The sequence below is a fragment of the Arthrobacter sp. NicSoilB11 genome (genome assembly GCF_019977375.1).
GTDB lineage: Bacteria > Actinomycetota > Actinomycetes > Actinomycetales > Micrococcaceae > Arthrobacter.
Genome location: NZ_AP024657.1, coordinates 1202275 through 1226533 on the forward strand (window position 1 = coordinate 1202275; position 24259 = coordinate 1226533).

The following is a 24259-nucleotide window of genomic DNA, read 5'->3' on the forward strand; positions in this document are numbered from 1 at the left end:
CTCATTTCAGTCGTGGTGGCAGTAAGGAAGTTGGTGGTCCGGGCCAGGGTCCCGGCGTCGCCGAACGCGCCGCCTTGGTGACCAGCAGGGGAAGTGACCCGGGAAGCAGGCTCATCACGACGCCGGGCTCAATCTCTCCGAGGACGGTGAAGCTGCCGGCGCCGAGGGCTTTCAGGACCGCCGTGGCCGTCTCCCCGCCGGTGAGGACCAGGGCGTCGCAGTGCCCGATGCCGGACGCGGTGGCACGGGCCAGGGCCGCCGCCACAACAAGTGCCTGCGACTTGTCCACGGCGCCCATGGCGTCCGGGGTCAGCACCACGTTTGTCCGCGCCATCGCCTGGGCAACCAGGCGCGGGACCGCAGTGCCGTCCAGGCTGGCGTGGTCCAGGGTGATGTGTTCAGCCCCGGCCGCGACCAGCTCACCAATCTGCTGCCGGGCAAGGGCGGAGTAGCTGCCGATCACGGTCAGGGTCCGGCTGACGCGCCGAACCTGCGCGTTTTGCGCACCGGCACGTTCTTCGCGCTCCGCGATGTGCCCTGCCAGGCCGCCGGAACCGACCAGAAGGGCGGGGAAGTCCAGCAGGTCCGCGGCAACCGCGATGGCCTTAAGGTCATCATCGGAGACGGCGTCCAGTACGACGGCGTCAATTCCGCGTTCCTGCACGTCCCGCAGGTGCCGCGCGATTTCCTCCGGCGTGCGTCCGGTTGTTCCGGCGACTTCGGCGGTGAGGCCTCCGGCGGCGAGTGCCGCGGCGATGTCCCCGTCAAAGTTCCCTGCGGTGTTGGGAACACCGTTGACGTGCACGATGCCGCCGAGGGTGGTCCGTCCCGTGCCCGGGAACGCGGGGGCAACAACGGCCAGGCCTTTGCCGCGGCCCTGGGTGAGCCGCGCCAGTGTTGCCGCCACTTCCACGCCCACGTTGCCGCGCAGCAGTGAATCAATCTTCTTGAAGACCCGCCGGTGCTGGCCCAGGGCCCGGCCGGCCGCCGTCGTGACGGCCTTGGCTGCGTCCGCGGGAGGCAGGTAGCGGCTCTCGGTATTGATCGAGAGGATCTCGGCGTCGGGCCAAGCGCTGTCGATGTCGAGGATGACGGAACTGCTGTGCGTGGGCCCGTAGGCTGCGGCCGCATCCGCCGCTCCCGTCAGGTCGTCGGCAAGGATTGCCCAGCGCATGGCTGCGTTGGTGTTCATACTGCTGGGGACACCTCGAGAGTCTCCACGGTCTGCTTGGCTTTCAGGCGCTTAGCGTACCAAGCGACCATGAGGGGGCAGCCGATGGCGGTGACCACCACGGAGGCGGCAACCAGCACGGTGGCGGGGCCGGCTGCGGGAGCGTAGGCCGGATTGGCTGCCGCCACCAGCATGGGAACGGTGGCTGCGTTGCCGGCCGTGGTGGCTGCCGCCAGGCCGGCAATGCCCGAGCCGCCGGTCAGCTTGTCCGCAAGGAAGAGCACGGCGCCGCCGGCGATGAGGACGAACAGGCCGAGCGCCACTCCCAGCAGTCCCGCGTTGACAACCTGTCCCAGGTTCAGGCCGAAGCCCAGCGCGAGGGCGAAGAACGGAATGAGGACGGGGGCCGCGGAGGACAGGAATTTGCGCATGGCCGGATCCAGGGCGCCCAGGATGGCTCCGAGGAGCAGGGGGATGATGGCACCCACCAGGGCCTGCCACGGGAAGGCGGACAGTCCGGCGACGCCGAGGGTCACCATGGTCAGGAAGGGGCCGGATTCCAGGGTCATGACGGAGTAGGCCGCCACATCCTTGGGCTTGCCGTACTGGCCCATCAGGGCCATGTACATTCCGCCGTTGGTGTCATTGAGGGCCGCCAGGATGGCCAGGACAGAAAGGCCCGACAGGATCCCGCCGTCAATGGGAAGTTCGCCCAGGAACCTGCCGGCGATGACGCCGATGATGATCGCGAACAGGACCTTGCTGCCGAAGAGGACGCCGCCCTTTTTCAGGATGTACGGGGTGGCCTTGATATCGATGCTCGCGCCCATGCAGACGTAGAAGACCGCAAGGATGGTGGTGCCACCGGTGAAGAGTGCGCCGGTGAAGGAGCCGAAGAACTTGGCGGAATCCGGGGCGAAGGTGCCGAGAAGGGCACCGATCAGCAGGGGAATCAGCATCATGCCGCCGGGAACTTTTTCCATGGTGGCCTTGATTGGGACAGACATGAATCAACCTCATTGTTGTTGGGGGAGAGGGGCCGAGCAGTCAGCTCGAAGCATGATGTAGATCATATGCCGCGTTGCGCGTTTAGCGCAAGCCAACTTGCGTGAACCGCGCAGCGCGTTGGAGGCCGGCATCGCGGCGTTGCGATGTCTCACGCTTCCCGCGAGTAGCATTGCTGCCACTTGACCAGCGTCGGAAGGAAGCAGCGCCATGCAGTACGTCGTCATGCAGGTGATCCTCAAGGAGAAACTGTGGGGAACCGGTTCGGGCAACCTGACCTCGCTGGAAAAAGCCATCAACGACCAGGCCGCAAAGGGCTACCGGCTCCACACCATCACCACGTCCAGCAGCGGGAGCAAGGGACTTGGCGGCGGTGACCGCATCCAGGCAACGATGGTCTTCGAGAGCCTGGCGTAAGCCCACACCTCCAATCGAGCCGCGACCCCTGAATAGCCCGCCGCGATGAGTCAGGCTGCTGTCCGGGAGGCCCGGCGACGATGGACCGGAACCATTGGGTGGCTTTTGCTCGTCCTCGCCTCGATGGTCCTGATCGGCTATGGGATTGTGCGCGCCGATTTCTATTTCTGGCTGCCCACTCCGGCGGAGATGGAGGAGTCCTGGGTCGGTAACCGCTTCACCTGCGGCGGATGCGTGATGTCGATCGCGGCCGCCATCTGGTCGCACCGTCGTGGCAACCCCGTCTGGGTGACTGTCTGCGTGGGGCTGCCGGGTGTGCTCGTGGGCTGGGCGGCACTGGCGGAGCCCTACAACCTGATGCGCTTCCTGGCCGCCGTCGTTGCGTTCCCACTGGCCCTGGGCGGCGTTGCTGAGGTTATCTGGGCGCGGGGCCGCCGACAACGGGGATAGCTGGGAAAGGCCTTCGGCATTCTTGGGCACCGCCCCCCGCAGGATTCACAGCACTCCACCCTTGACAGCCGGTCCAACGCGTAAGGAGGATCAAGGTGCCGGTGCGCGTGGCTGCCTAATGCACGCCGACCTGCGGTTTCGCTGCTCGAAAGGGGATACGGGATGCGGCAAGCACTCCCTCGCCACAAACCCTTCCGGCATGTAGCCGCAGTTTCCGCAGTCCTGCTGGCGCTCTCTGCCACGGCCTGCACGCCGAAGCCGCCGGAGCCCGCGCCTCCCGGGCCCGATGTCCATATCGCCGCGGTGGGCGACATGAACCCCGCCGACAACGTTGACCCTGACAGCCCGTCCGGGCGGAACGGCGCGGCGATAACCAAGCTTGTGGAGAACAATGAGATTGACGCGTTCCTGGGGCTGGGGGACTTCCAGTACGAGACCGGATACTGCGACAACTACGTGAAGACCTGGACACCGCTGTGGGGCGGCACCAAACCCAAGCTGTATTGGGTGTCCGCGCCCAATCACGACTGGGAACCCGGCCGCAACGAAGACCTGGCGAAGTTCATGAACGGCCAATGCCCGGGATCTCCCGAGAAGGCGGCGATCAACCAGGAGCGTGGATTCATCCCGAACGGGGAACCGTACTCGAAGGACTTCGGCAACTGGCACTTCGCCTTCCTGTCGTCCGCGCTGTGGCGGTACGACAAAGCGGAAGCTTCGGCTGCAACCACGTGGCTGGACAAGGACCTCGCCGCCGCCCAAAAGGCGGGGAAGTACCTGGCTGTCGTGTACCACGAGCCCTACTTCACCTCGGATACGGAGGAGCACGGGCGGGCCGGGGACCAGAAGCCGTGGATCGACCTGATGTGGAAGTACAGGGTCCGGCTGACTTTGTCGGGGTCGCAGCACAACTACGAACGGTCCTGCCCGGTGAACAACGCGGACAAGTGCGTCAATGACGGGATGACGGCATTCCAGGTGTCCACCGGAGGCATCGATACGCGCCCGTTCATCAGCAAGCCAAAATACATCGCCAAGCGCTTCAGTGACACCCGCGGCTTCCTCCGGCTGACTCTGCACGGCGACGGGTCCTTCGACTGGAACTTCGTCCCCACCACCGGCTCCAGCAAGGACTCGGGAACCCGCTCCGCACCCTAAAGCTGCACCCATGGAGATAGAACCCCGGTGACCTTCGCCTCTACATCCACCGACACCTGGCAATGAGACTGGATGGCAGGAAGTGCGGAGCAGGGAGGTGGCTCGCCGTGCCGCAGTGGGATCTGGGAATTGCCGGCCTGTTATTGCTGGCGGCCATGTCGCTCGCCTTCGGCCTGGTGGCCCACCTGATTGTCGGCAGGCACGTGACCCGCTGGCTCTGGCTCTACGCGGCCCTGGCCTATTTCGTTGCCGGAATCCTGGTCAGCGAAGCCTGGTTCGGCTGGGCTACCGGGGAGGAGCTGCAGCCGAACATTGACGGGCTGTCCTTCGACGAAGTGCAGCTGGTGACTCTCGCCGGCCTCATCGCTGCGCTCACTGCGAGGTTCATGCTCCGGAGGAAAGGCCGCGCTGGAGGATCCGCAGGGAAACCGGCCGGCTGAAGCCCTGACCGCTACTTTGCCCGGACGAGCGCACCGATCCACGTCGCGCCGAGCCAGGTTGAGAACCTCTCGTCGCTCCAGCCGCGCTGCCCCACCAGCTGGGCCCACAGGGTGCCGTCCATGGTGGCGAACAGCACGTCCCTGCATTCCTCCTCGCTGACGCCCAGCTGGCCGGTCGCAGCCGCGGCATGCGCGTAGCGGGTGGCCACGTCCAGGCGCCGGTCCGCCCACTCGGCGAGCATGGCGGCGGCGTCGGGCTCGCTCGCAGCAGCTCCGGTAAGCGCGTCCAGGAGCGGAAAGATGCGGCGGTTGCTCGCCGTGACGAAGACAGCGTGGCGGCGGATCCTCTCCGACAGGTCCGGCTCGGCCAGGATGGACTGCATCTCCTGCCGGTCATAGAGCGCCACGTCCGCTTCATCCCCCCGGAAATCGACATACCAAACGTGCCTGAGCAGCGATGCCTTGGTGCCGAACGTGGCGTATACGGTCTCGACGGAGACGCCGGCGCGCGCGGCCACCTGCTTGATGGTGGTCTGGCCGTATCCCTGGGCAATGAAGAGTTCGTTCGCCGCCGCGATGATGGTCAGCCGGGTTTCTGCAGCCTGTTCCCGGCGGCGACGGGAATCGTACTGCCTCTTGATCTTCCGTTCCATTGGATGCATTATAGCTGTATTCAAAACAGTATGACTGTAATGGAGTTGGTCATGTCCACCGAAACGGATGCATTCCTGGCCGAAATGATTCCCCGCCAGCGGGCCGCGGACGCCGCCATCCACAACGGTGACGTCGCCCCGCGCATCGCGCTTTGGTCGCAGGATGATCCTGTGACGCTCTTCGGGGCGCGGCTCAGCGGCACCGGCTGGGCCGAGGTGGAGCCGATGTTCCACAGCGTGGCCTCGTGGTTCACGCACGCAGACTCCTTCGACCTGGAGATCATCGCTGCCGGAGCAAGCGGCGACCTCGCCTACACCGTGGGCTACGAGCACACCTCCGCCACCGTCGACGGAACGCCGCGCCAGTACACCTTGCGGGTAACGCACGTCTACCGCCGGGAGGACGGGAACTGGCGGATCGTGCACCGGCATGCGGACTTCCCGCCGGGGGAGGCCACCGTTCCTTTGCCTGGCGCCCGGACCGGCACCTAAAGGCGGGCGGCCCATGCACAAGGAAGTCATGCACAAGGAAGTCATGCACAAGGAAGCCATGCACAAAGAAGCCATGCACAAAGAAGCCATGCACAAGGACAAGGACGCGTTCCTGGCGGAGATCCTGCCAAAGCAGCGGGACATGACGCTGGCGCTGCACAGGGGAGACGTGGCACCCCGCCTGGCCCTGTGGTCACACCGGACCCCCGTGACGTTGTTCGGTGCACACATCTCCGGAGCAGGCTGGGCGGACCTCGAACCCAAGTTCCGCCAGGAGGCCCGCCGGTTTACGGGATCTGCCGGATCTGAGTTCGAGCTCGTTGCCGCGGGTGCCAGCGGAAGCCTCGCCTACACGGTCGGCCTTGAGCACAGCAGCGCCGTGGTGGATGGCATCCCCGCCGTCTACACGATGCGCACAACGCACATCTACCGCCGCGAAGAGGGTGCCTGGCGGATCGTCCACCGGCATTCTGATTTCCTGGCAGATCAAAACTCCCAGCTGGCCACGAGGGTTTAGCGGGCAGGCTCAGCCACCGAGTTCCAGCGTAAACACCCACAGCAGCACGTCCTCGCCGGGCACATGCCAATCCCGTTCCGGCGCACGGCGGAAGCCCAGCGACCCGTACAGGGCGTGCGCGCGCTCCATGAACGTGGCGCTGGTGATGCTGATGGCCCCGATGCCGGGAAGCTGCCGGGCGTGCTCGACAATCCCGCGCACCACCGCCCGGCCCACGCCGCCGCCCTGGTGTGCCGGATCCACCGCCAGCATCCGGAACTCCAGCTCCCCGGGCTCCGCGATCTCGCTGTACGGCTGGCCGGCGAATGTCAGCGTCACCGCTGCCACCACCTTCCCGGCGGACTCCGCCACCCACACCTCGGCATGGGCGGCGCGGTGCTCCACGTCTTCCAGCACGCCAATGTAGGGATGGTCTGCCGCGAAGTGCCCGGCCCTGAGGTACGCGTCCCGGGTGATGCGCATGACCTCGGGAAAGTCCGACGGCGCCGCCCGCCGCAGTGCCACGCTCACCGTGTGTCCACGGCCGGGGCGATCCGCTCCAGATAGTAGCCCAGCCGTGCCAAATCGGGCTGGGAGGAAGGGTCGCCGACAGCGTCGGCACCCACCAGGTTGGCAGCAGAAAGTGCCGAGGTGTAGTCCAGGCCCCGCTGCAGCGCCAGGACCAGGGCGGCGCAGAACGCGTCCCCGGCGCCGATGGTGTTCACCACGTTGACGGCACGGGCCGGCGCCTCCGCCACCTTCCTGCCGTGTTCCAGGAGGGCGGATCCCGCGCCGCCGTACGTGACGGCCACGAGCCGGGCCGAGGCCAGGGCCGGAATCAGGGCATACTCGCTCTCGTTCACGATCACCAGGTCGCAGCGCTCCAGCAGCTCGGCAGAGAGGTCCATGGCCGGCGCCGCGTTCAGCACAAAAAACCCCGGGGCCTTCCGGGCCGCTTCCAGCACCACGGGCAGCCCCACCTCCAGCTGGCACAGCACCGCCTCGTCGGGTCCGAACCGCACACCCTCCAGCGACAGGCACGAGTTGGCGCCCGGGCACACCACAATCTGGTTCTCGCCCTCGCGGTCCACCACGATCAACGCCGTCCCGGTGGGCTCAGGCAAAAGTTGGACGTCCCCGGTATCGACGCCGGCCCCCGCCAGCGCGTCCAGCATCAGGTGGCCGGAAGCGTCCTCACCCACAGCCCCCACCATGCGGACCCTGCCGCCCAGCCGCGCAGCGGCCGCCGCCTGGTTGGCGCCCTTCCCGCCCGGCTGCCGGGACAGCAGGGCGCCGCCGATGGTTTCACCAGCGGTGGGAAGCCGCTCCGCGGTGGCGATCAGATCCAGGTTGATGCTGCCGACAACGGCGACGGCAGGAAGTGAATTGCTCATGGGAAAACTCTCTGAAGGGGGAGGGCCGGAAGCGGCCGGGATTGGGAAATAGTGTAGCCCATGGTTGTACTTGTGAGTCATACATGGTTGTATAACAACTCGAATCGCCGCCCCGAAGCGTGGCATTCCCCAACCTGCTCGAACAAAGGAGTTTGATGTGAACGCCCCAACCCCCGCCCCAGCAGCGCCTTCCGCGGAAGCCGCTGCCGCCGTCGCAATCCCCGGCGACGCAAGGTTTTCCGGCCGCCGCGCCGCCCTGCTGATCTCCACGCTGCTGCTGGGCGTGCTGTCCTTCCAGCTCAACGCCAGCATGGTCACCCCGGCCCTGCCCCAGATCGCCGCCGACTTCGGCCGCGGCGCTGACAGCACCGCCCCCGTCCAATCCATGTTCTTCCTTGCCGGCGCCATCGCCGGGCCCGTCATCGGCCGGTGGAGCGACTTCATCGGCCGCCGCGCCGCGCTCCTGCTGGTCCTGGGCATCATGGGCGCAGGCACCATCCTCTGCATCACCGCGCCCACGCTGGAACTGCTCATCGCCGGCCGGTTCCTGCAGGGTGTCTCCAGCGCCGTCTTCGCACTCGCCTACATCGTCCTCAGCGAGAACCTGCAGGCCAGGGTCTTCGGCACGTCCGTGGGCATCATCGCCGCCATCAACGGCGGCATCGGGGGAGTGGACGGCTGGGTGGGCGGGCTCATGGCCGAAACCCTCGGCTTCCGGTCCATCTTCGTCGTCGTCCTCGTCCTCACCGCCATCGCCGCCGCCTGCATCATCCGCACCGTACCCGCCGGACGGCCGGTTGGGGTGCGCGGCGCCATGGACTGGTGGGGCGCGGGCTCCCTCTCGCTGTTCCTGGTGTTCATCACCTACTTCGTCTCGGACGGATCCGCCGCCGGCTGGACCTCGCCCACCGCCCTGGCCCTGCTGGCCGGCACCGCCGCCTCGTTCGCCGCCTTCTGGATCATCGAGAAGCGGCGCAGCCACCCGCTCATCGCCGTGCACCACCTGCGCTCCCGCCAGGTGTGGCCGGTCATCACCACCACCGTCCTCACCCTGGCCGGCATCTTTGCCATCATCAACTTCACCGTGGTGCTGCTCAGCCAGGACCACGACGGCGGCTTTGGGCTCAGCGCCTCGCTGTCGGCTTTGCTGTTCCTCACCCCCGCCGCGCTCATCGGCGTCTTCGCCGCACCCTTGGCCGGCTGGCTGGCGGGCCGCCGCGGCTGGATCAAGACCCTCCGCGCCGGCACCGGGCTGAGCCTGGCCTGCGCCGTCGCGGCCGCCGCCTTCTCCACCAGCCAGCTGGCGGTGCTGATCGCCGTCGCGGCGCTGGGCATCTTCTACAACGGACTGTTCCTCACCGCCATCAACGGGCTCTCGGTGCTGCTGTCGCCCAAGGAGGCGCCGGCGGCGCTGCCCGGCATCAACGGCGCCTCCTTCGGCATCGGGGCGAGCCTCGGCGTCGTCCTCGTGGCGCCCTTCGCCGCGCAGGCCACGGCGGCCGGCTACGCCACCGCGCTCTGGATCTCGGTGGGCATCACCGCCGCCGCCTTCATCTCCAGCCTCTTCGTCGCCGCCCCCAAGGGCGGAACCCTCTGACCCGTTTTCCCCTCCGCCGACCTGAAATCCGCTGACTGAAAGAAGAACCATGACCATGCCTTCCCCCATCTACCTGGACTGCGACACCGGGATCGATGACGCCCTCGCCCTGGCCTACCTGCTGGCCGCCCCCACCGCCGATGTGGTGGGAATCGGGACCGTCAGCGGCAACGTCAGTGCCGCCGTCGGCGCCCGGAACACGCTGGACCTGCTGGACCTTGCCGGCTCCGCACACATTCCCGTGGCGCTGGGCGCCCACCATCCGCTGGCGGGTTCCTTTGGCGGCGGGGCGCCGTGGGTGCACGGGGAGAACGGGATCGGTGAAGTGCCGCTCGCTCCTGCCGCGGCCCCGCTGGCCGGGGAAACCGCGGCCCAGATGCTGGTGCGGCTCGCCCGGCTCTACCCGGGGACGCTGCGGGTGGTGGCCATCGGTCCGTTGACCAACATCGCCGAGGCGCTGCGGCTGGAGCCGGCGTTGCCCTCGATGGTGGACACCGTGACGGTGATGGGCGGCGCCGCGCTGGCGCCGGGCAACATCACGCCGGTGGCGGAGGCCAACGTCCACAACGACCCCGAGGCCGCCGCCCTGGTGCTGGCCGCGGACTGGGATGTGACCCTGGTGCCGCTGGATGTGACCATGGCGTCGGTTCTGGAGGAACACCACCGGCAGGCGTTACTGGCGTCCCCCGGTCCGGTGCCGCGGGCGCTGGGGGAGATGCTGGGCTATTACTTCCGCTTCTACGAGGGCATCTACGGCCGGCCCTGCTCCGCCATGCACGACCCCCTCGCGGCGGCGCTCGCCGTTGGCGCCCTAAAGCCTGCCCTGGCACCTGTGGTGCGGGCCGCCGTCGACACGTCCGACGGGCCCGGCCGCGGGCAGACCCTGTGCGACATGCGCGGACTGTACGCGGGCTACCCGCCCGTGAAGGGCGCCCGCTGCCGCGTGGTGCTGTCGCTGGACGAGGACTTCGCCCCGCACCTGGTGGAGACGCTGCTGGGATTCTTTGGAAGCACGACGGCGGAAGCAGGGAAGGTGCCGGCGGTCGCCTAGGGCAATGAGCGGCTTGGCCTAAGACTGCAGGGACTGCATCACGGACAGGTGCCCGGCGCGCGCCGAGACCAGGCACTTGGCCAGGTAGAACGGCCGGTTGGTGTGCCGGACGAACTGCGTCAGCACGAGGACGGGGTCCGACGGCCGCAGGTCCAGCAGCTTGGCGCGGCTGGGTCCCACCTGGCTGAGGCTGATCTGGCACTCGCCCGGGCCGGCCAGCCGGCCCAACTGGTTGTTGAGCGTGGCAAGCAGGGTGGCGCCGCCGTCGTCCTTGATCTCAAGGGATGCGGCGGCGTTCCTGCCGATGCTGACCGGCTGGGCGGTGACGTTCTCCTGCAGGTGGGCGATGGCCTCGCCGTCGCGGATCAGGACAGATTCCCACAGCCAGCAGTCGGTGCCGGGCTCCACGCCGATGCCCGGCGCCACGAACTCGGAGGCGGCCTGCCGCACCACCTGCGTGCGCTTGACCTCCAGCGTCTGCCCGGGGACCCCGAGGACTTCCTCGAAGGGGCGGATCCGTTCGATGCCGATCCGGGGCAGCGTGTCCGCCACGAACCGTCCCACGCCGCGGCGGGCCCGGATGAGCCCGTCCTCCTCAAGGAGCATGAGCGCTTCGCGGACCACGGTGCGGCTGACCTTCATGTCGGCGCCGAGCTCGGTCTCGGTGGGGATCATGGAGCCCGGCGTCAGGAGGCCGTTGCGGATGGCCTCGGCGATCCGGGAGTACACAGCCACGCGCAGCGGTGAGCCCGGCTGGGCCGCCACCGGCTGGGACAGGAACCGGGCGGCATCCTGGTGCACGTTTGCCTCGCTCTTTTGTTTGGTCTCTGGGTGGATTCCCAGCCTAGAACAAGTTGCACGTGTGTGTTGGACAAGGTGCAATGTGCGGCTTACTTCAGCCCGGCGGGCGCCCGTGCCGGAGGTTCCGGGCATGGAGGTACACCATCAGCACCAGGAGCGGAACGTGGATGGCGGGCAGGTTGTGCGCGAACCATCGCGGCAGGTAGATGTCGGTGACGGAGCCGCGCTCGGCGCCGTAGCGCTCCGCGAGTCCGGTGAGCGGACAGCGGAACCCGTTTCCGGCGAACACCATTGATTCGGCGGCAACCACGGCGGCCGCCCACCCCACCCGCCTGTCCGTGCGGCCGGCCAGGCCGCTGTAGAGCACGTAGATGACGCAGGACTCGATGGAGAACCACGCCAGTGTGTGGACGGCCCTGACCGCCGCCACCGCAGCTTGGCGCCGCAACAGAACGCCTACAGCGTCTCGGGAACCGGGCGTCCGGGGAACAGCGTTGAGTACTGTTTCCGGTACATCCGCCGTCCCACCAGGCGGTAGGCGAGCCGCACCGGGGGAGGGATTTCCTTGAACAGTTCTTTCCGGTCCGCCGGCGGGTTGGTAGCCAGCACCATGCCGAGGTAGCCCACCAGGAATTTCTTGTCGAGTTCCTGGATCCCGTGCTGCCCCACCGCGGCAGCTTCCTTCTCCGTCATCACCCTGTCAGCAACCGGCATCATCTCCGTGACCTCGCGGCGCAGATGTACGTTGAGGACGCCGGACAGGTCTTCATAGCGGGCGGCGAGTTCCGCGCCGGACTCCTCATCCGCCGTCTGCATCCAGCGCAGCCGGACCGGCTCGATGGCCTCCAGCCTCTGCGTGACCTGCCTGTGCTGCTCAAGCATCTGCCCCACATGCAGCGCGCATGCCGGTGCCCGCTCCTTCAGCTGCGGGTACATCAGGAGGTCTTCGCCTTCGTGGTGGATATGCAGCACCTTGTCGAAGTTGCCCAGCACTTCGCCCACGTAGGCTGCCCGGGCAGTGTCGCCGGCGGCGGAGCGCACCAGTCCCGGCGCCTCGCCGTAGGCCCAGAGGAAGAACCGGTGGATGCGCCGCATCGCTGCCGTCCCCGCGCACAGGACGGGTCCCGCCGGCAGGGGAGGCGCCGTCTCGCCGGGCTGCATTGTGAAGAAGTCGGTCATGTGCGTGGCCCTTTCCAGTCTCGCGAGACAAAGGACCTCTCCCCGGGAGCATCGTAGCCCCGGGCTCCACGGCGCACAACGGCTTTGCGGAAGTACGACGGACCAGGCCTTGATGCGCGCAGGGCCGGGTGCACCCGGAGGGGCTGCGCGGCAGGTCCTGACACCGGTACTACTTAAGTAGTAAATTAGGTTCATGGAAGGCAAGGTCGCTGCGGTGCCGGAGCTTGATGGCGTCACCCACAGATGGATGAACATCCGCGGCATCCGATTGCATATCGCTGAGGCAGGTAGCGGGGATCCCCTGGTTCTCCTGCACGGCTTCCCGCAGAACTGGTGGGAATGGCACGGCGTGATGCCTTTGCTGGCCACACATTACCGGGTGATCGCGCCGGACCAGCGGGGTTTCGGCTGGAGTGATGCACCACAGGGCCGATACTCAGCCGGGTTGCTGGTGGAGGACGTCATCGGACTCATGGCAAAGCTTGGCATCAGCCGAGCCCGCTTCCTCACCCACGACTGGGGTGCCATCGTGGGGCAGCTACTCGCCGTGCAGCGGCCTGATCTTGTTGAGGCACTCATCGTTACAGGTGCCCCCGACGTCCACATCAGGCCCAATGCCCGGCTGGTTTTGGTCTTTCCCAAGCTGTGGCACGCCTTCGCCCTTGCCGTTCCATTTATCGGCCCGCGGATCCAGCGGAGCCGGAAGGTGATGCAGCACCTCTTCACAGCATTTGAACCCGCAGGGGGCGTATCCGAGGCGGACATGAACCTCTACAACGCAGCAGCCGCAAAGCCTGCCAGGGCAAAAGCGGGCTCGGCACTCTACCGCGGCACCATCCTGCCAGCCTTCCTGAAGATCATTTTCGGGGTGTACGGCCGGCGCGACTTCACGGTCCCCACCCTCGTCCTTATCGGATCCATGGAACCATCGGCCACCCTGCAACGGATGGGCCACCGCCGCGGCCGGGGCGGCAACGTCACCACCGAGATCGTCCCGGGTGAGGGGCACTTCATCGCCGACCACCGGCCGGAACTGGTCTCCGGCAGAGCTATGGAGTTCTTCAGGACTCCGCGCGCTGCTTGACCCCGCGGAGCACGCCAACTTCCATGTAGTGGTGCAGCGGGTCGCCAATGAAAAGGTCGACGGCGCGTGCCAGCAGCATCGCGCCCGGAACGTTTTGGAGGGTGAAGGCCAAAGCCCGGGTTGCCATGGGCGCGTCGGGCCCGGCACCGCGCGCCGCGGCGCTCAGGTACCCCTTGCCGCGGTACCGGATGATCAACCGGGTGCGGTTCCCCGGCAGGGGCCGCAGGATGAACTGTTCTCCCGCCACCAGGTGCCGCTTGGGCTCAAGCGCGGTGACGGTCGCGTACACGCCCCCGCCATACGGTACCTTGTCGCCCACCTTGAGGTCCTGCAGTTCCGGGTGGATTCGGGTTGCAGACTGTTTGCCCTCGACGTACCGGGCATGGAACAGGGCACGCTCGACCCGGTCATGCGTGTAGAACCCGGCGCGGTAGATTCCCATCTGCACGATCCACGGCCACACGCGCTCGGGCGGGGCGTCGATGCTGATGGCCCTGGTGCTCTGGATCACCGGTTGGGGCTCAAGGTCGTCGCCGGGCAGCCGCTCCACGGCTTCCGTGCCCTCGGTTCCCCAGCGCAGCATGGCCGGACGCCACAGCAGATATGCCGTGATCTGTACGCCGAGCGACGCCGCCAGGAGCTGCAGGCGCCTGCGCCGATTAGCTCCGCCGTCCGTCCGTCGCAAATATCGCAGTCCGGCCATAGCCGCAACATGCCACGGGACCCCCGGCACGCAAAGTGCCGAAGGTCCCGCCGCCCGGGCCACGCAGGAAAGTCACGCAAACGCCCGCCGCGAGGCGTCAGGCCCGCGCCTGCAGCCCCGGCACGCCGTCGCGGATCTCAAAGGAGGCCTTCGTGGCAACGGGTGCGCCCGGCGTCGTCACGTGGTCCAGCACGCGGAAGTCCGCCGTCATGGAGTCCCTGGTGATGCGCGTGTTCACATAGCCGCGGTTGTCGTTGTAGAACTTCAGGTGCGGGTTCCAGGCCATGGTGGCGTCCGTGGTGGAGCCCGTGCCGTCACCCGTGGAGGTGATGGACGTGCACACCAGTTCCGAGCCCACTACGGGGGAGGCGGGGTCCTTGTAGTCCACCTTCACGTCGTTGGCCCAGTGCCGGTGCACATCGCCGGTGAGGACGACGGCGTTGCGCACCTTCGCGTCGGTCCATCCCTGGGTGATGCGGCGGCGGGAGGCCGCGTACCCGTCCCAGCCGTCCATGGAAACGTCGTCGACCTCCGGTGCCTTGTTCCGGTCGCGCTCGGCGAAGAAGACCTGCTGGCCCAGGATGTCCCACCGCTGCGTGGAGTTCCTGAATCCGTCCAGCAGCCACTTCTCCTGCTCGGCGCCGGTGATGGTCCGGTTTTCGGCGAGCCGCTCTGTGACGTTCTTCTTCCAGCCGTCGCCGGCAAGCTGGTCGTCCCGGTACTGCCGTGTATCCATCATGTGGAAGTTGGCCAGCTGGCCCCACTGGATGCGGCGGTAGATCTTCATGTCCGGCCCGGCGGGGAGCGAGGACGGGCGCAGCGGCATGTTCTCGTAGTAGGCCTGGAAGGCTGCGGCGCGGCGCTGCCGGAAGTGCTCCACGCTGTCGTTCAACTGGGCGGCGTCCTGGTTCTCCGGAACGTCGTCCGCCCAGTTGTTGTCCACCTCGTGGTCATCCCACACCACCGCCCAGGGTGCGACTGCGTGCGCTGCCTGCAGGTCGGCGTCGGCCTTGTACTGGGCGTGGCGCTGCCGGTACGTCTCCAGCGTGACGGTCTCCGGGCCCTCGTGGTCACGGGGGTTCCCTCCGCCGATCACGTAGCTGCCCTTCTTGTATTCATAAAGGTAGTCGCCCAGGTGCAGTACCAGGTCCGGGTGGTCCTCCGCCAGGCGCCGGTACGCGGTGAAGTAGCCGTGCTCATACTGCGCGCAGCTGGCGAACGCCATGGCCAGCGCGGCGGGCGTCTCGTGCAGGGCAGGGCTGGTGAGGGTGCGGCCCACGGGGCTGACGTACTTGCCGGTGCGGAACCGGTAGAAGTACTCGCGGCCCGGCTGCAGGCCGCGCAGCTCCACGTGCACCGAGTGCGCGGTCTCGGTGCGTGCCTGCTCCACGCCGCGGGCCGCCACCTTCCGCATGCCCTGGTCCTCGGCCACTTCCCACTGCACGGCCACCGGGCGCGACGGCATGCCGCCCAGCCCGTCCTCCGCCACCGGGTTCACGGCCAGGCGGGTCCACAGGACGAAGCCGTCCGGCCACGGCTCGCCCGACGCGATGCCGAGCATGAAGGGATCGGTGCGAAGACCGGCGTCGTCCGCGGTGGAAACGGCGACGGCGGCACTTGGCAGTGCGGCGACGATGCCGGCTCCGATGCCGGCGGAGATGAGCGTTCTGCGGGAGATGTTGTCCATGGCTTCCACGCTATTTCCAGCTGTTGGACAGGTTTCGAGGAGGATATGAATGGCCGGTTAACGGCGTGACAAAACCTGTTGATGGATCCGCCGACGCTGGAGCCAGAGCGGGATGCGGCGCAGGGCCTTTGGACTCTGGCCCCGACGCGGGGTCGCAGGCAGAGTGGCTCACAACCCTAAGAAGCCAGGGAAAGAGGACATCATGCCCCGCACCTCCGTCGTCACCGGCGCAGCCTCCGGCATTGGCAAAGCCACCAGGGAACTGCTTGAGCAGCGCGGCGAACGCGTCATCGGGGTGGATCTCCACGATGCCGAGGTGGTGGCCGACCTGTCCACCGCCGAGGGACGCGACGCGTTGCCGGATGCGGTGAGGAAGGTCAGCGGCGGCAGGATCGATGCCATCTACGCCAATGCCGGCCTCGCCGTTCCGGCCCCCGCCACCGTGGCCGTCAATTTTTTCGGGACGGTGGCAACGCTGGAAAGGCTCCGGCCCCTTCTGGCGGGGTCGGACGCGCCACGCGCCGTCGCGGTCTCATCGATGGCCGCCCTCCTGGCCAGCGACAGCGAGCTTGTTGCACTCCTGGCCGCCGGGGATGAACCGGCGGCCATGGCCCGCGCCGAGGTCATGGCCAAGGAACCAGCGACCACGGGCCAGCTCATCTACGCCTCCACCAAGCTGGCGCTCTCCCGCTGGGTCCGCCGCCAGGCCGCAACGGCAGAGTGGGCCGGCACCGGGATCCCCCTGAACGCGGTGGCGCCGGGCGTCATCGCCACGCCAATGACGGCGGACCTGATCGATACCGAAGAGGAACGAAGGTCGCTGCTGGAAGTGGTCCCGATGCCGCTGAACGGCATCGCCGAGCCCATTGTGGTGGCCCGCCTGCTGGCCTGGCTCAACAGCGAGGAGAACACGCACCTCTGCGGGCAGATCGTCTATGTCGACGGCGGCAGCGATGTTGTCCTGCGCGGCGACTCGGTGTGGTGAGTCTCCGGGGACTCGGACTTTAGTCCCTGTTCTGGACTAACCCTCAGGCGTAGCTTGAAAGTGGTTCCCGCAACCGCGGGGCGAGCAGTCAAGGGGGCGTCATGACCAGGCCCAGGCATTCGGCACTCAGCATTCTCGGGTTCAGCAGCCTGCTGCTCCTTACGGGGTGCTTCGGCCCTCCCGCCCCGGCCCCTTCCAGCAGTTCCCCGGCCCCCAGCCCCACCGCCAGCAGCGCCAGCCCCAGCGGCGCGTCCCCAAGCACGACGGCGAGCCCCACCGCATCGGCCACCCCCACCGCCCCTGCCAGCACCTCAGCCGCGCCCACCACGTCAGCCGCCGCTCCGCCGTCGTCCGCTCCTGCCAGCCCGCCGCCCACGGCGGAACCGACGCCCACCGGGCTGCCCGAGCAGGTGGCCCCGCTGACCATCTACTACGTGGCCGTGGGTGACAACGGCGTCTCCGGGCCCGCGATCGGCTGCGGTGACAGCCTGGTGGCCACCACCACGGCTCCCGTCCGCTTCACCGACCAGGTGGGCCCCAGCATCAACACCCTGCTGGCCAACAAGAGCCGCGACATCGGCCTGTCCGGCCTCATCAACGTCCTGTACCAGTCGAGCCTGACCTATCTTGGTGGCGAGTTGAACGGCAGCACCATCACCATCTGGCTTTCCGGGCAGTTCATGCTCGGCGGCGTGTGCGACATCCCACGCGCCAAGGCCCAACTGGAATACACGGCCATGACGGCATCCGGTGCCACCAGCGCGCAGGTGTTCGTCAACGGCCGTCCCATCGACGAGGTTCTGAGCCTCAAGTAGCGATCCTGGGCAGAACGTACGACGGCAGACCTGTACGCCCGGCCGAGAGTCTCACGCCATCTGCACATTCGTGCAGTTGGGGCGGTGCTGTCGGAACGGTTCCGGCTCCAAAGGCCATGGGGGTTTCGGCCGCGCTTAATAGCTACTCACCAGTAACAATGAATATCCCGGCGTGCTGGGGCCGGCCGGGTTGCGGTGGGCCGGACGCGGACCAATTCCCCGCACGTTCGTGCAGGCGGGTCCACCTGCGGGTCCAGGCTGCCTAGCATTTCTAGGACCGCACCCCGGGCACCGGCAGGCACACCGCCGCTGGCACCTGGGGCCGCGGAACCCCTGCTGACACGCGAACAAAGAGGTTTATATGTCACTGCTGAAACGCGCCCTGTCCGTCGCCGCAGCCGCCGTCCTGGCAGGCTCGCTCTCCGCGACTCCCGCCCAGGCCGACACCCTGGACATCGCGCCGCCGGGCGCCAACGACTGGTCCTGCAAGCCCTCCGCCGAACACCCGTACCCCGTGGTCCTGGTGCCCGGAACCTTCGAAAGCATGGCGAAAAACTGGTCCACGCTTTCGCCCTACCTCAAGAGCGCCGGATACTGCGTCTTCGCCCTCAATTACGGCGAGACCAACGGCGTCTACGCAACCGCGCCGGTGGCCGACTCCGCGAAGGAACTCGCCCCGTTCGTTGATGCCGTCCGCGCCGCCACGGGTGCGCTGAAAGTGGACCTGGTGGGCCACAGCCAGGGCGGCATGATGCCGCGCTACTACATGCACCTGCTGGGCGGCGCCAAGTACGTCCACCACCTGGTGGGAATTGCGCCTTCCAACCACGGCACCCAGGGCCTGATCGTGCCGCCGCCGGATGCCGTCCCGGATCCCGCCTACACCACCCTGGGCTGCGCAGCATGCGCGGACCAGCAGGCCGGGTCGGCGTTCATGCAGGAACTCAACGCCAAGGGCGATACCGTCGCCGGCCCGTCGTACACCGTGATCTCCACCGTTTATGACGAAGTGGTGATTCCCTACAACAGCCAGTTCCTGGCGGGACCGGCCAGGCAGGTCACCAACATCACCATCCAGGACAAATGTCCTGCCGATGTCTTCGAACACGACCAGACACCCAACGATCCCGTGGTGCACCAGTTTGTGGCAAACGCGCTGGGCCAGGCCTCCGGCCCGGCGGACCCCGCGTACCAGCCCAGCTGCCTGTAGCCCGGACCGCCTTTACCAGCCGCGCCCGGCCCCGGCACCCACGCGCCGTGCCATGATGAGAGCCAGACAGTCCCAAGGAGGTATCCGGATGGACCGCACACCTGGCGGCACGGAGGGCGGGGTGGGGCCGGGCCTGCTGCAGCATCCATTCTTTGCCCGGGCATTTGCCCGGGCCGTGGGTTGCATGGACCGCCGCGGGGCAGCCGACCACCGCCGCCGCGCCCTGGCCGGCCTGCATGGATCAGTCATCGAAATCGGGGCCGGGGCCGGGGCCGGCTCATCCTTCCCCCTGTACCATCCCGCCGTCACCCGCGTCCTGGCCCTGGAACCCGATGACTACCTCCGGGCCCTGGCGCAGAAACAGGCCGCCACGGCCAGCGTCCCCGTAACGGTGGTTGCCGCCGCAGCAGAGAACATCCCGGCAGAAACCGGCAGCGCCGACGCCGTGGTGGCCAGCCTGGTTCTCTGCAGCGTCAAGGACCAGGCCGCTGTGCTTGCGGAGATCCGCCGCGTCCTGCGCCCCGGCGGAACACTGGCCTACTACGAGCATGTCCGGTCCCGGCACCCGGTCCTGGCCAGGGCAGAAGACCTCCTGACTCCGCTTTGGGGCCGGTTCATGGGCGGATGCCACCTCAACCGGGACACCCTCGCCGCCATCACCGCAGCAGGCTTCACGATCCAGGACAACCAGCGCTTCGGCTTCGCCGTGCAGCGGCTGAACCCTCCGCTTGCCCACATCCTGGGCACGGCCACCAGCCCCGGACCGCCGGGCTGACGCGCCCCGCTGGCGCGCCGCACTGATATGTCATTGAGCGTCTGAACGCCCCGGTCCGCCTGGCCAACCTCGACCTTGGGCCCTTGGCGAGGCCACGCCGTCGTACCCTTGCCCTAAGCTAACGCCACGAAAGCAAAACGTCCGAACGGATGCGGCATGACAGAGCTCAATGTCCGGGAGCGGAGCTCCCTCCAGCTGCCGATCACTGACGCCGCGAGCCTGACATCCGGACAGACGCTTGCGCGCCTGGCCTCCGGCCCGGACGGCCTGCCGGAGGAGGAAGCCGCCGCCCGCTTTGGCAGCCTTGGCCCCAATGCCGTCCGCACGCACCGCGCCAACGCCTGGGCCGTGCTGGGCCGGCAGTTCGCCAGCCCCATCCTCATCCTTTTGCTGGTCACCGCCGGGCTGTCCCTGTTCCTGGGTGACGCAACCAACTCGATCGTCATCGGCGTGATCCTGCTGGTCAGCGTGGGCCTTGGCTTCACCAACGAATTCCGCGCGGAGCGGGCGTCCGAGGCGCTGCACGACCGTGTCACCCACCGCGCCGTGGTCCTTCGGGGCGGGACCACCAGGGAAGTGGACGTTACCGCCTTGGTGCCGGGCGACGTCGTCCATCTCTCCTTGGGTGCCATCATCCCCGCCGACATCCGGCTCCTCGCCACCAACAACCTGCTCTGCGATGAAAGCATCCTCACGGGCGAGTCCCAGCCCGCCGCCAAGGACCCCGCTCCCGTGGCCGCAGGCGCGGCACTGGGCGACCTCGCCTCCTGCGTGTTCATGGGCACGGTGATCCAGTCCGGCAGCTGCACCGGGGTTGTGGTGGCCACCGGTGGCCGGGCTGAGTTCGGCCGCATCGCGCTGGGCCTGGGGGAGAGGCAGCCGCAAACCGAGTTCCAGCTGGGACTCAGGCGCTTTTCGTTCCTGCTGCTGCAGGTGGCGATGGTGCTCACCACGCTGATTTTCGTGGCCAACCTGTTGCTGCAACGCCCGCTCATTGAATCCCTGCTGTTCTCGCTGGCAATCGCCGTAGGCATCACCCCGCAGCTGCTTCCCGCCGTGGTGAGCACGTCCCTGGCCACCGGTACCCGGCAGCTGGCCAAGCGGAAAGTGCTGGTCAAGCGGCTGGTGTGCATCGAGGACCTGGGGGACATGGACATCCTGGTCACGGACAAGACCGGCACCCTGACGGAGGGGCGGATCAGTTTCACCAGCGCGCTTCCGGTGACGCAGGACGTTTCCGAAGATGACCTGCTCACTTTGGGCCTGCTCGCCACGGAGGCCGACTACTCGGAAGGAAATGCTGCCCCGGCAGGGCAGAACCCGCTGGACGCCGCCCTCTGGGACAGCCCCGGCGCCGCCGCCTTTGAACCGAAGCGTCATCAGCGCCTGGACATGATCGGCTTCGATCACCAGCGCCGCCGCACCACCGCGCTGGTCCGTGAAGACGGCGGCCCCGCCCGCCTGGTGACCAAGGGCGCCCCCGAGGACGTCCTTGCCTTGTGCGGGCCAACCCCACCCGCGGTGCAGGCGCTGTTGGACGAGCAGTTCGACGCCGGCTCCCGGGTGGTCGCCGTGGCAACCCGTCCGGCTGCAGACCTGGTGGAGCTGGCCCCGGCTGATGAGCATGGGCTGACGCTGGCCGGGTTCCTCGTTTTCCTGGACCGGCCCAAAACCAACGCCAGGCAGTCCCTGGACCTGCTGGAGGCCCTGGGTATTTCGGTAAAGATTGCCACCGGGGACAACGCCAAGGTGGCGGAGAAAGTCTGTGCCGACCTGGACGTGATCTCCGGCGGCACCCTCACCGGTGCCCAGGTTGAGCAGATGTCCGACGCCGACCTTGCCGCCGCCGCGCGGACAGCCACCATCTTTGCGCGCGTCTCGCCCGAACAGAAAGCGCGCATCATCGGCCTGCTGCGCCTCAGCGGCGGCTCCGTGGGCTTCATGGGCGATGGCGTGAACGATGCCCTGGCACTGCACAAGGCGGACATCGGCATCTCCGTCGACACGGCAACGGACGTTGCCAAGGACGCGGCCGACGTCGTCCTCCTGGACAAGGACCTGGGAGTGCTGGCGGACGGCGTGATGGAGGGGCGGCGGATCTTCGCCAACACCATCAAGTACGTGCTGATGGGCACGTCCAGCAACTTCGGCAACATGTTCAGCGCGGCAGCAGCCTCCGTGGTACTGAGCTTCCTGCCCATGCTGCCGGGCCAGATCCTGCTGAACAACCTGCTGTATGACTCCGGGCAGCTGGCTATTCCGGGGGACCGGGTGGACAAGGAGCAGCTGCGGGCGCCGTCCCACTGGGACATCGCCTTCATCCGGCGGTTCATGCTTCTCTTCGGGCCCATCAGTTCGCTGTTCGACTTCGCCACCTTCGCTCTGATGCTGTTCGTGTTCACCGCTGTGCCGGGGGAGTTCCGGGCCGGCTGGTTCATCGAATCCATCGCCACCCAGACGCTGATCATCTTCGCCATCCGCACACGGCGTGTTCCCTTCCTGCGCAGCCGGCCGTCAGCCGGCCTGATTGCCGCGTCGCTCGGCGTGGTGGCGCTGGGAATCTTCCTGCCGCTCTCGCCGTTGGCCGGCCTGCTCGGCTTCGACCCGCTGCCTGTCCCGTTCTTCCTGGCCCTGATGGGCATGGTGGTGGTGTATCTGGTCCTGGTGGAACTGACCAAACGATGGTTCTTTGCCCGCAGCGCCCAGCAGCTGCCCGCCCCGCCACCTCCCGTCAAGCGCCGGCACGCCACGCACCACATCGCCCGCAGGGCCTCCAGGTACAGCATCCCGGTCAAGGTCCCCAAGCCCGCGGTCCCCTCAGGCGTGCCCAGGCTTGGGCGGCGCAAGGCGCGGCAGGAGAGATCTGTCCGTAACCCATAACCCTTGTGGCGACGCCGGGGTTAGCATGGAGGAGAGAGAAGCTGGGGCTTTCGCTGAGATGTTCAAAGCAGGGTGATGAAGGCCGCCTTGGATCATGCTGTTCGAACTTTGGGGTGTACTCTCATGTGGCGTGAACCGATCAGGCGGCGGACCCGGGAACTTCTGCGGGAGTTCGTAGAACGGGCTGATGACCTTGTCCGGGCACAGGAACACGTTGAAGGCCTGCTCGGTGCAGTGGTGTCCCTGACCGAAGACCTCAGCCTGGAAGCGGTGCTTGACCGGGTGGTGCAGTCTGCTTGCGAACTGGTGGGAGCGCGCTACGGGGCTCTGGGCGTCATCGGTGATGACCAGCAGCTCAGCCACTTCATCACCGTAGGCATTGATGACGAGGGAGCCCGCCTCATCGGTGACCTTCCAACCGGCCACGGAGTGCTTGGCGAACTGATCCGCGAACCCAAACCACTGCGGCTCCACGATCTCGGCGAACTTCCCATTGCCGTCGGTTTCCCCGCCAACCACCCGCCGATGAGCACGTTCCTGGGTGTTCCGGTCCGTGTCCGGGACGAGGTCTTCGGGAACCTGTACCTGACGGAAAAAATCGGCGGGCAGGATTTTTCGGGTGAAGACGAAGACCTGGCTGTAGCCCTGGCTTCTGCTGCCGGCGTGGCCATCCAAAACGCCAAGTTGTTCGATGACAGCAAGCGGCGCCAAAAATGGCTTGAGGCGGGCATGGAGGTCAGTGACTGCCTGAAGGACCGGCCACGCTCGGATACCGAAAACCTGGACATGATCGCGGAACGGGCCGTTAAGGCCTCCGCTTCGGTCCTGGGGGTAATCGCATCCGCGGGCGGGGACGGAACCGTCAGGTGCCGTACATCGGTGGGCGTGCAATCGATGCCTGGCGGCCAGGAATTGCCAGCCTCTGACGTGTTATCCGAAGTCCTGGAAAGCGGGGAGTCCAGGGCGCTGGCAGACCCGTCCCTGGTATTCGACCATGAGCTGGCAGAGAAGCTCGGGCCGGTCCTGGTTGCCGCCCTGGGAAGCAACAGTGACGGACACCGGGACAGTGTGCTCATCCTGGCCCGGGGGACCGGTGGAAGCCGCTACACGGACGTGGATGTTGAGCAGAGCGCCGTGTTTGCCTCGCGGATCGGCCTGACGCTGGACCTGCTCAAGGCAAACCAGCTGCGGGAAGAGCACGCGTTGTTCATCGACCGCGAGCGGATTGCGGCGGACCTGCACGACCTGGTCATCCAGCGGCTGTTCGCAGCCGGGTTGAGCATCCAGGGCCTGCGCCGCTACACCTCCGACACCGTTGCCCATGAGCGCCGCATCGCCGATATCACCACTGAACTGGATGACTGCATCCACCAGCTCCGCGACACGATCTACTCACTGCAGGCCAGGAAACCCGACCGGGAACTCCTCAGCGGCCGCGTCCTGCGCGCCGTGCAGGAAGCAGCCAACGCCGGTGGCTTCCTGCCAAGGATCCAGCTCTCGGGCCCGGTGGATGACATCGTGGACGAGGACGTGGCCGAACAATTGTTGCCGGTGCTGTCTGAAAGCGTCAGCAACGCCGTGCGGCACTCGGGCTCTGAAGAAATTTACGTCCTCCTCGCCGTTCAGGACGGCGACGTGGTCCTCACCGTCCAGGACCATGGCTGCGGATTTGCCGATCCCGGCCGGATCAGCGGACTGAACAACATGAAGAGCCGGGCCAGCCGGCTGGGCGGGACCTGCACCATTGAGAGCGCCCCCGGCCAAGGCACCAGCGTGACCTGGCGGGTGCCCCTTCCGGCCTGACGGCGGCGTGCCC

The 24259-nt window shown here is 67.3% G+C and carries 26 protein-coding genes; 15 read left to right on the forward strand and 11 right to left on the reverse strand.

Annotated elements, in window-relative coordinates; all coding sequences use genetic code 11:
* Position 1 precedes the first annotated feature (1 nt).
* Positions 2-1192: a four-carbon acid sugar kinase family protein gene (locus LDO14_RS05665; RefSeq protein ID WP_223994316.1), complete on the reverse strand. Its 1191-nt coding sequence runs from the start codon at positions 1190-1192 to the stop codon at positions 2-4.
* The gene (locus LDO14_RS05670) at positions 1189-2178 is read right to left on the reverse strand and encodes a 2-keto-3-deoxygluconate permease (protein ID WP_018770443.1); all 990 of its coding nucleotides are present in this window, start codon (positions 2176-2178) and stop codon (positions 1189-1191) included. The genes LDO14_RS05665 and LDO14_RS05670 overlap by 4 nt, the downstream gene beginning before the upstream one ends.
* Before the next feature lie 208 nt (positions 2179-2386).
* On the opposite strand from LDO14_RS05670, the gene LDO14_RS05675 reads away from it, so the two are divergent.
* The 4 genes from LDO14_RS05675 (at position 2387) to LDO14_RS05690 (ending at position 4641) form a co-directional block, all read left to right on the forward strand.
* Entirely contained in the window at positions 2387-2593 is a 207-nt protein-coding gene (locus tag LDO14_RS05675) for a DUF4177 domain-containing protein (protein WP_134165583.1), read from the forward strand.
* Positions 2594-2638: 45 nt separating this feature from the next.
* Positions 2639-3043, forward strand: coding sequence for a hypothetical protein (locus tag LDO14_RS05680; RefSeq protein WP_223994324.1), 405 nt, complete (start codon positions 2639-2641; stop codon positions 3041-3043).
* A gap of 162 nt (positions 3044-3205) precedes the next feature.
* Positions 3206-4201 (forward strand): hypothetical protein, encoded by a 996-nt coding sequence (locus LDO14_RS05685; protein ID WP_056393326.1) that lies wholly within the window; start codon positions 3206-3208, stop codon positions 4199-4201.
* Positions 4202-4308: 107 nt separating this feature from the next.
* Entirely contained in the window at positions 4309-4641 is a 333-nt protein-coding gene (locus LDO14_RS05690) for a hypothetical protein (protein ID WP_056393328.1), read from the forward strand.
* Between the two features lie 11 nt (positions 4642-4652).
* Here the strand turns inward: LDO14_RS05690 and LDO14_RS05695 are convergent, their stop codons facing one another.
* The gene (locus tag LDO14_RS05695; protein WP_223994326.1) at positions 4653-5294 is read right to left on the reverse strand and encodes a TetR/AcrR family transcriptional regulator; all 642 of its coding nucleotides are present in this window, start codon (positions 5292-5294) and stop codon (positions 4653-4655) included.
* Positions 5295-5345: 51 nt separating this feature from the next.
* Between LDO14_RS05695 and LDO14_RS05700 the strand changes: the two genes are divergently transcribed.
* Both LDO14_RS05700 and LDO14_RS05705 read left to right on the forward strand, forming a co-directional pair.
* Entirely contained in the window at positions 5346-5786 is a 441-nt protein-coding gene (locus LDO14_RS05700) for a nuclear transport factor 2 family protein (RefSeq protein WP_134165586.1), read from the forward strand.
* Between the two features lie 13 nt (positions 5787-5799).
* Complete coding sequence (locus tag LDO14_RS05705) at positions 5800-6303, forward strand: nuclear transport factor 2 family protein (protein WP_223994328.1); 504 nt, start codon at positions 5800-5802, stop codon at positions 6301-6303.
* A 9-nt stretch (positions 6304-6312) separates the two neighbouring features.
* Here the strand turns inward: LDO14_RS05705 and LDO14_RS05710 are convergent, their stop codons facing one another.
* A complete protein-coding gene (locus LDO14_RS05710; RefSeq protein WP_223995145.1) occupies positions 6313-6765 on the reverse strand; it encodes a GNAT family N-acetyltransferase in 453 nt (150 codons plus the stop codon).
* Positions 6766-6809: 44 nt separating this feature from the next.
* Positions 6810-7676, reverse strand: coding sequence for a ribokinase (locus LDO14_RS05715; RefSeq protein WP_223994330.1), 867 nt, complete (start codon positions 7674-7676; stop codon positions 6810-6812).
* Positions 7677-7833: 157 nt separating this feature from the next.
* Here LDO14_RS05715 and LDO14_RS05720 point away from each other — a divergent pair, with 157 nt between their 5' ends.
* Both LDO14_RS05720 and LDO14_RS05725 read left to right on the forward strand, forming a co-directional pair.
* The gene (locus LDO14_RS05720; protein WP_223994342.1) at positions 7834-9273 is read left to right on the forward strand and encodes an MFS transporter; all 1440 of its coding nucleotides are present in this window, start codon (positions 7834-7836) and stop codon (positions 9271-9273) included.
* Between the two features lie 49 nt (positions 9274-9322).
* Complete coding sequence (locus LDO14_RS05725) at positions 9323-10324, forward strand: nucleoside hydrolase (RefSeq protein ID WP_223994344.1); 1002 nt, start codon at positions 9323-9325, stop codon at positions 10322-10324.
* Between the two features lie 18 nt (positions 10325-10342).
* On the opposite strand, the gene LDO14_RS05730 is transcribed toward LDO14_RS05725, so the two are convergent.
* From LDO14_RS05730 to LDO14_RS05740, 3 genes are all read right to left on the reverse strand, one after another.
* The gene (locus LDO14_RS05730; protein ID WP_223994346.1) at positions 10343-11125 is read right to left on the reverse strand and encodes a GntR family transcriptional regulator; all 783 of its coding nucleotides are present in this window, start codon (positions 11123-11125) and stop codon (positions 10343-10345) included.
* 94 nt (positions 11126-11219) lie between these two features.
* Complete coding sequence (locus LDO14_RS05735; RefSeq protein WP_223994348.1) at positions 11220-11573, reverse strand: hypothetical protein; 354 nt, start codon at positions 11571-11573, stop codon at positions 11220-11222.
* Positions 11574-11581: 8 nt separating this feature from the next.
* Positions 11582-12304: a hemerythrin domain-containing protein gene (locus LDO14_RS05740; protein ID WP_223994350.1), complete on the reverse strand. Its 723-nt coding sequence runs from the start codon at positions 12302-12304 to the stop codon at positions 11582-11584.
* A gap of 193 nt (positions 12305-12497) precedes the next feature.
* Here LDO14_RS05740 and LDO14_RS05745 point away from each other — a divergent pair, with 193 nt between their 5' ends.
* Entirely contained in the window at positions 12498-13388 is an 891-nt protein-coding gene (locus tag LDO14_RS05745) for an alpha/beta hydrolase (protein ID WP_223994352.1), read from the forward strand.
* Here the strand turns inward: LDO14_RS05745 and LDO14_RS05750 are convergent.
* The gene (locus LDO14_RS05750) at positions 13366-14091 is read right to left on the reverse strand and encodes a hypothetical protein (RefSeq protein WP_051081399.1); all 726 of its coding nucleotides are present in this window, start codon (positions 14089-14091) and stop codon (positions 13366-13368) included. The two genes, LDO14_RS05745 and LDO14_RS05750, sit on opposite strands and share 23 nt — an antisense overlap.
* A gap of 97 nt (positions 14092-14188) precedes the next feature.
* Positions 14189-15778 carry an alkaline phosphatase D family protein gene (locus tag LDO14_RS05755; RefSeq protein ID WP_223994354.1) on the reverse strand — a complete coding sequence of 530 codons (1590 nt, stop codon included), beginning with the start codon at positions 15776-15778 and terminating at the stop codon, positions 14189-14191.
* Between the two features lie 202 nt (positions 15779-15980).
* On the opposite strand from LDO14_RS05755, the gene LDO14_RS05760 reads away from it, so the two are divergent.
* Positions 15981-16763, forward strand: coding sequence for an SDR family oxidoreductase (locus LDO14_RS05760; protein ID WP_018770428.1), 783 nt, complete (start codon positions 15981-15983; stop codon positions 16761-16763).
* 88 nt (positions 16764-16851) lie between these two features.
* On the opposite strand, the gene LDO14_RS05765 is transcribed toward LDO14_RS05760, so the two are convergent.
* Positions 16852-17190, reverse strand: coding sequence for a hypothetical protein (locus tag LDO14_RS05765; protein WP_223994356.1), 339 nt, complete (start codon positions 17188-17190; stop codon positions 16852-16854).
* Here LDO14_RS05765 and LDO14_RS05770 point away from each other — a divergent pair.
* The 5 genes from LDO14_RS05770 (at position 17174) to LDO14_RS05790 (ending at position 24246) form a co-directional block, all read left to right on the forward strand.
* Positions 17174-17578, forward strand: a complete 405-nt coding sequence (locus LDO14_RS05770) for a GerMN domain-containing protein (RefSeq protein ID WP_056393347.1) — start codon at positions 17174-17176, stop codon at positions 17576-17578. The genes LDO14_RS05765 and LDO14_RS05770 overlap by 17 nt on opposite strands.
* Before the next feature lie 361 nt (positions 17579-17939).
* Complete coding sequence (locus LDO14_RS05775; RefSeq protein WP_223994365.1) at positions 17940-18788, forward strand: alpha/beta fold hydrolase; 849 nt, start codon at positions 17940-17942, stop codon at positions 18786-18788.
* An 88-nt stretch (positions 18789-18876) separates the two neighbouring features.
* Complete coding sequence (locus LDO14_RS05780; protein ID WP_223994368.1) at positions 18877-19563, forward strand: class I SAM-dependent methyltransferase; 687 nt, start codon at positions 18877-18879, stop codon at positions 19561-19563.
* Between the two features lie 156 nt (positions 19564-19719).
* The gene (mgtA, locus tag LDO14_RS05785) at positions 19720-22443 is read left to right on the forward strand and encodes a magnesium-translocating P-type ATPase (protein ID WP_223994370.1); all 2724 of its coding nucleotides are present in this window, start codon (positions 19720-19722) and stop codon (positions 22441-22443) included.
* A gap of 123 nt (positions 22444-22566) precedes the next feature.
* Positions 22567-24246, forward strand: a complete 1680-nt coding sequence (locus LDO14_RS05790; protein ID WP_223994372.1) for a GAF domain-containing protein — start codon at positions 22567-22569, stop codon at positions 24244-24246.
* The last annotated feature ends 13 nt before the right edge of the window (positions 24247-24259 follow it).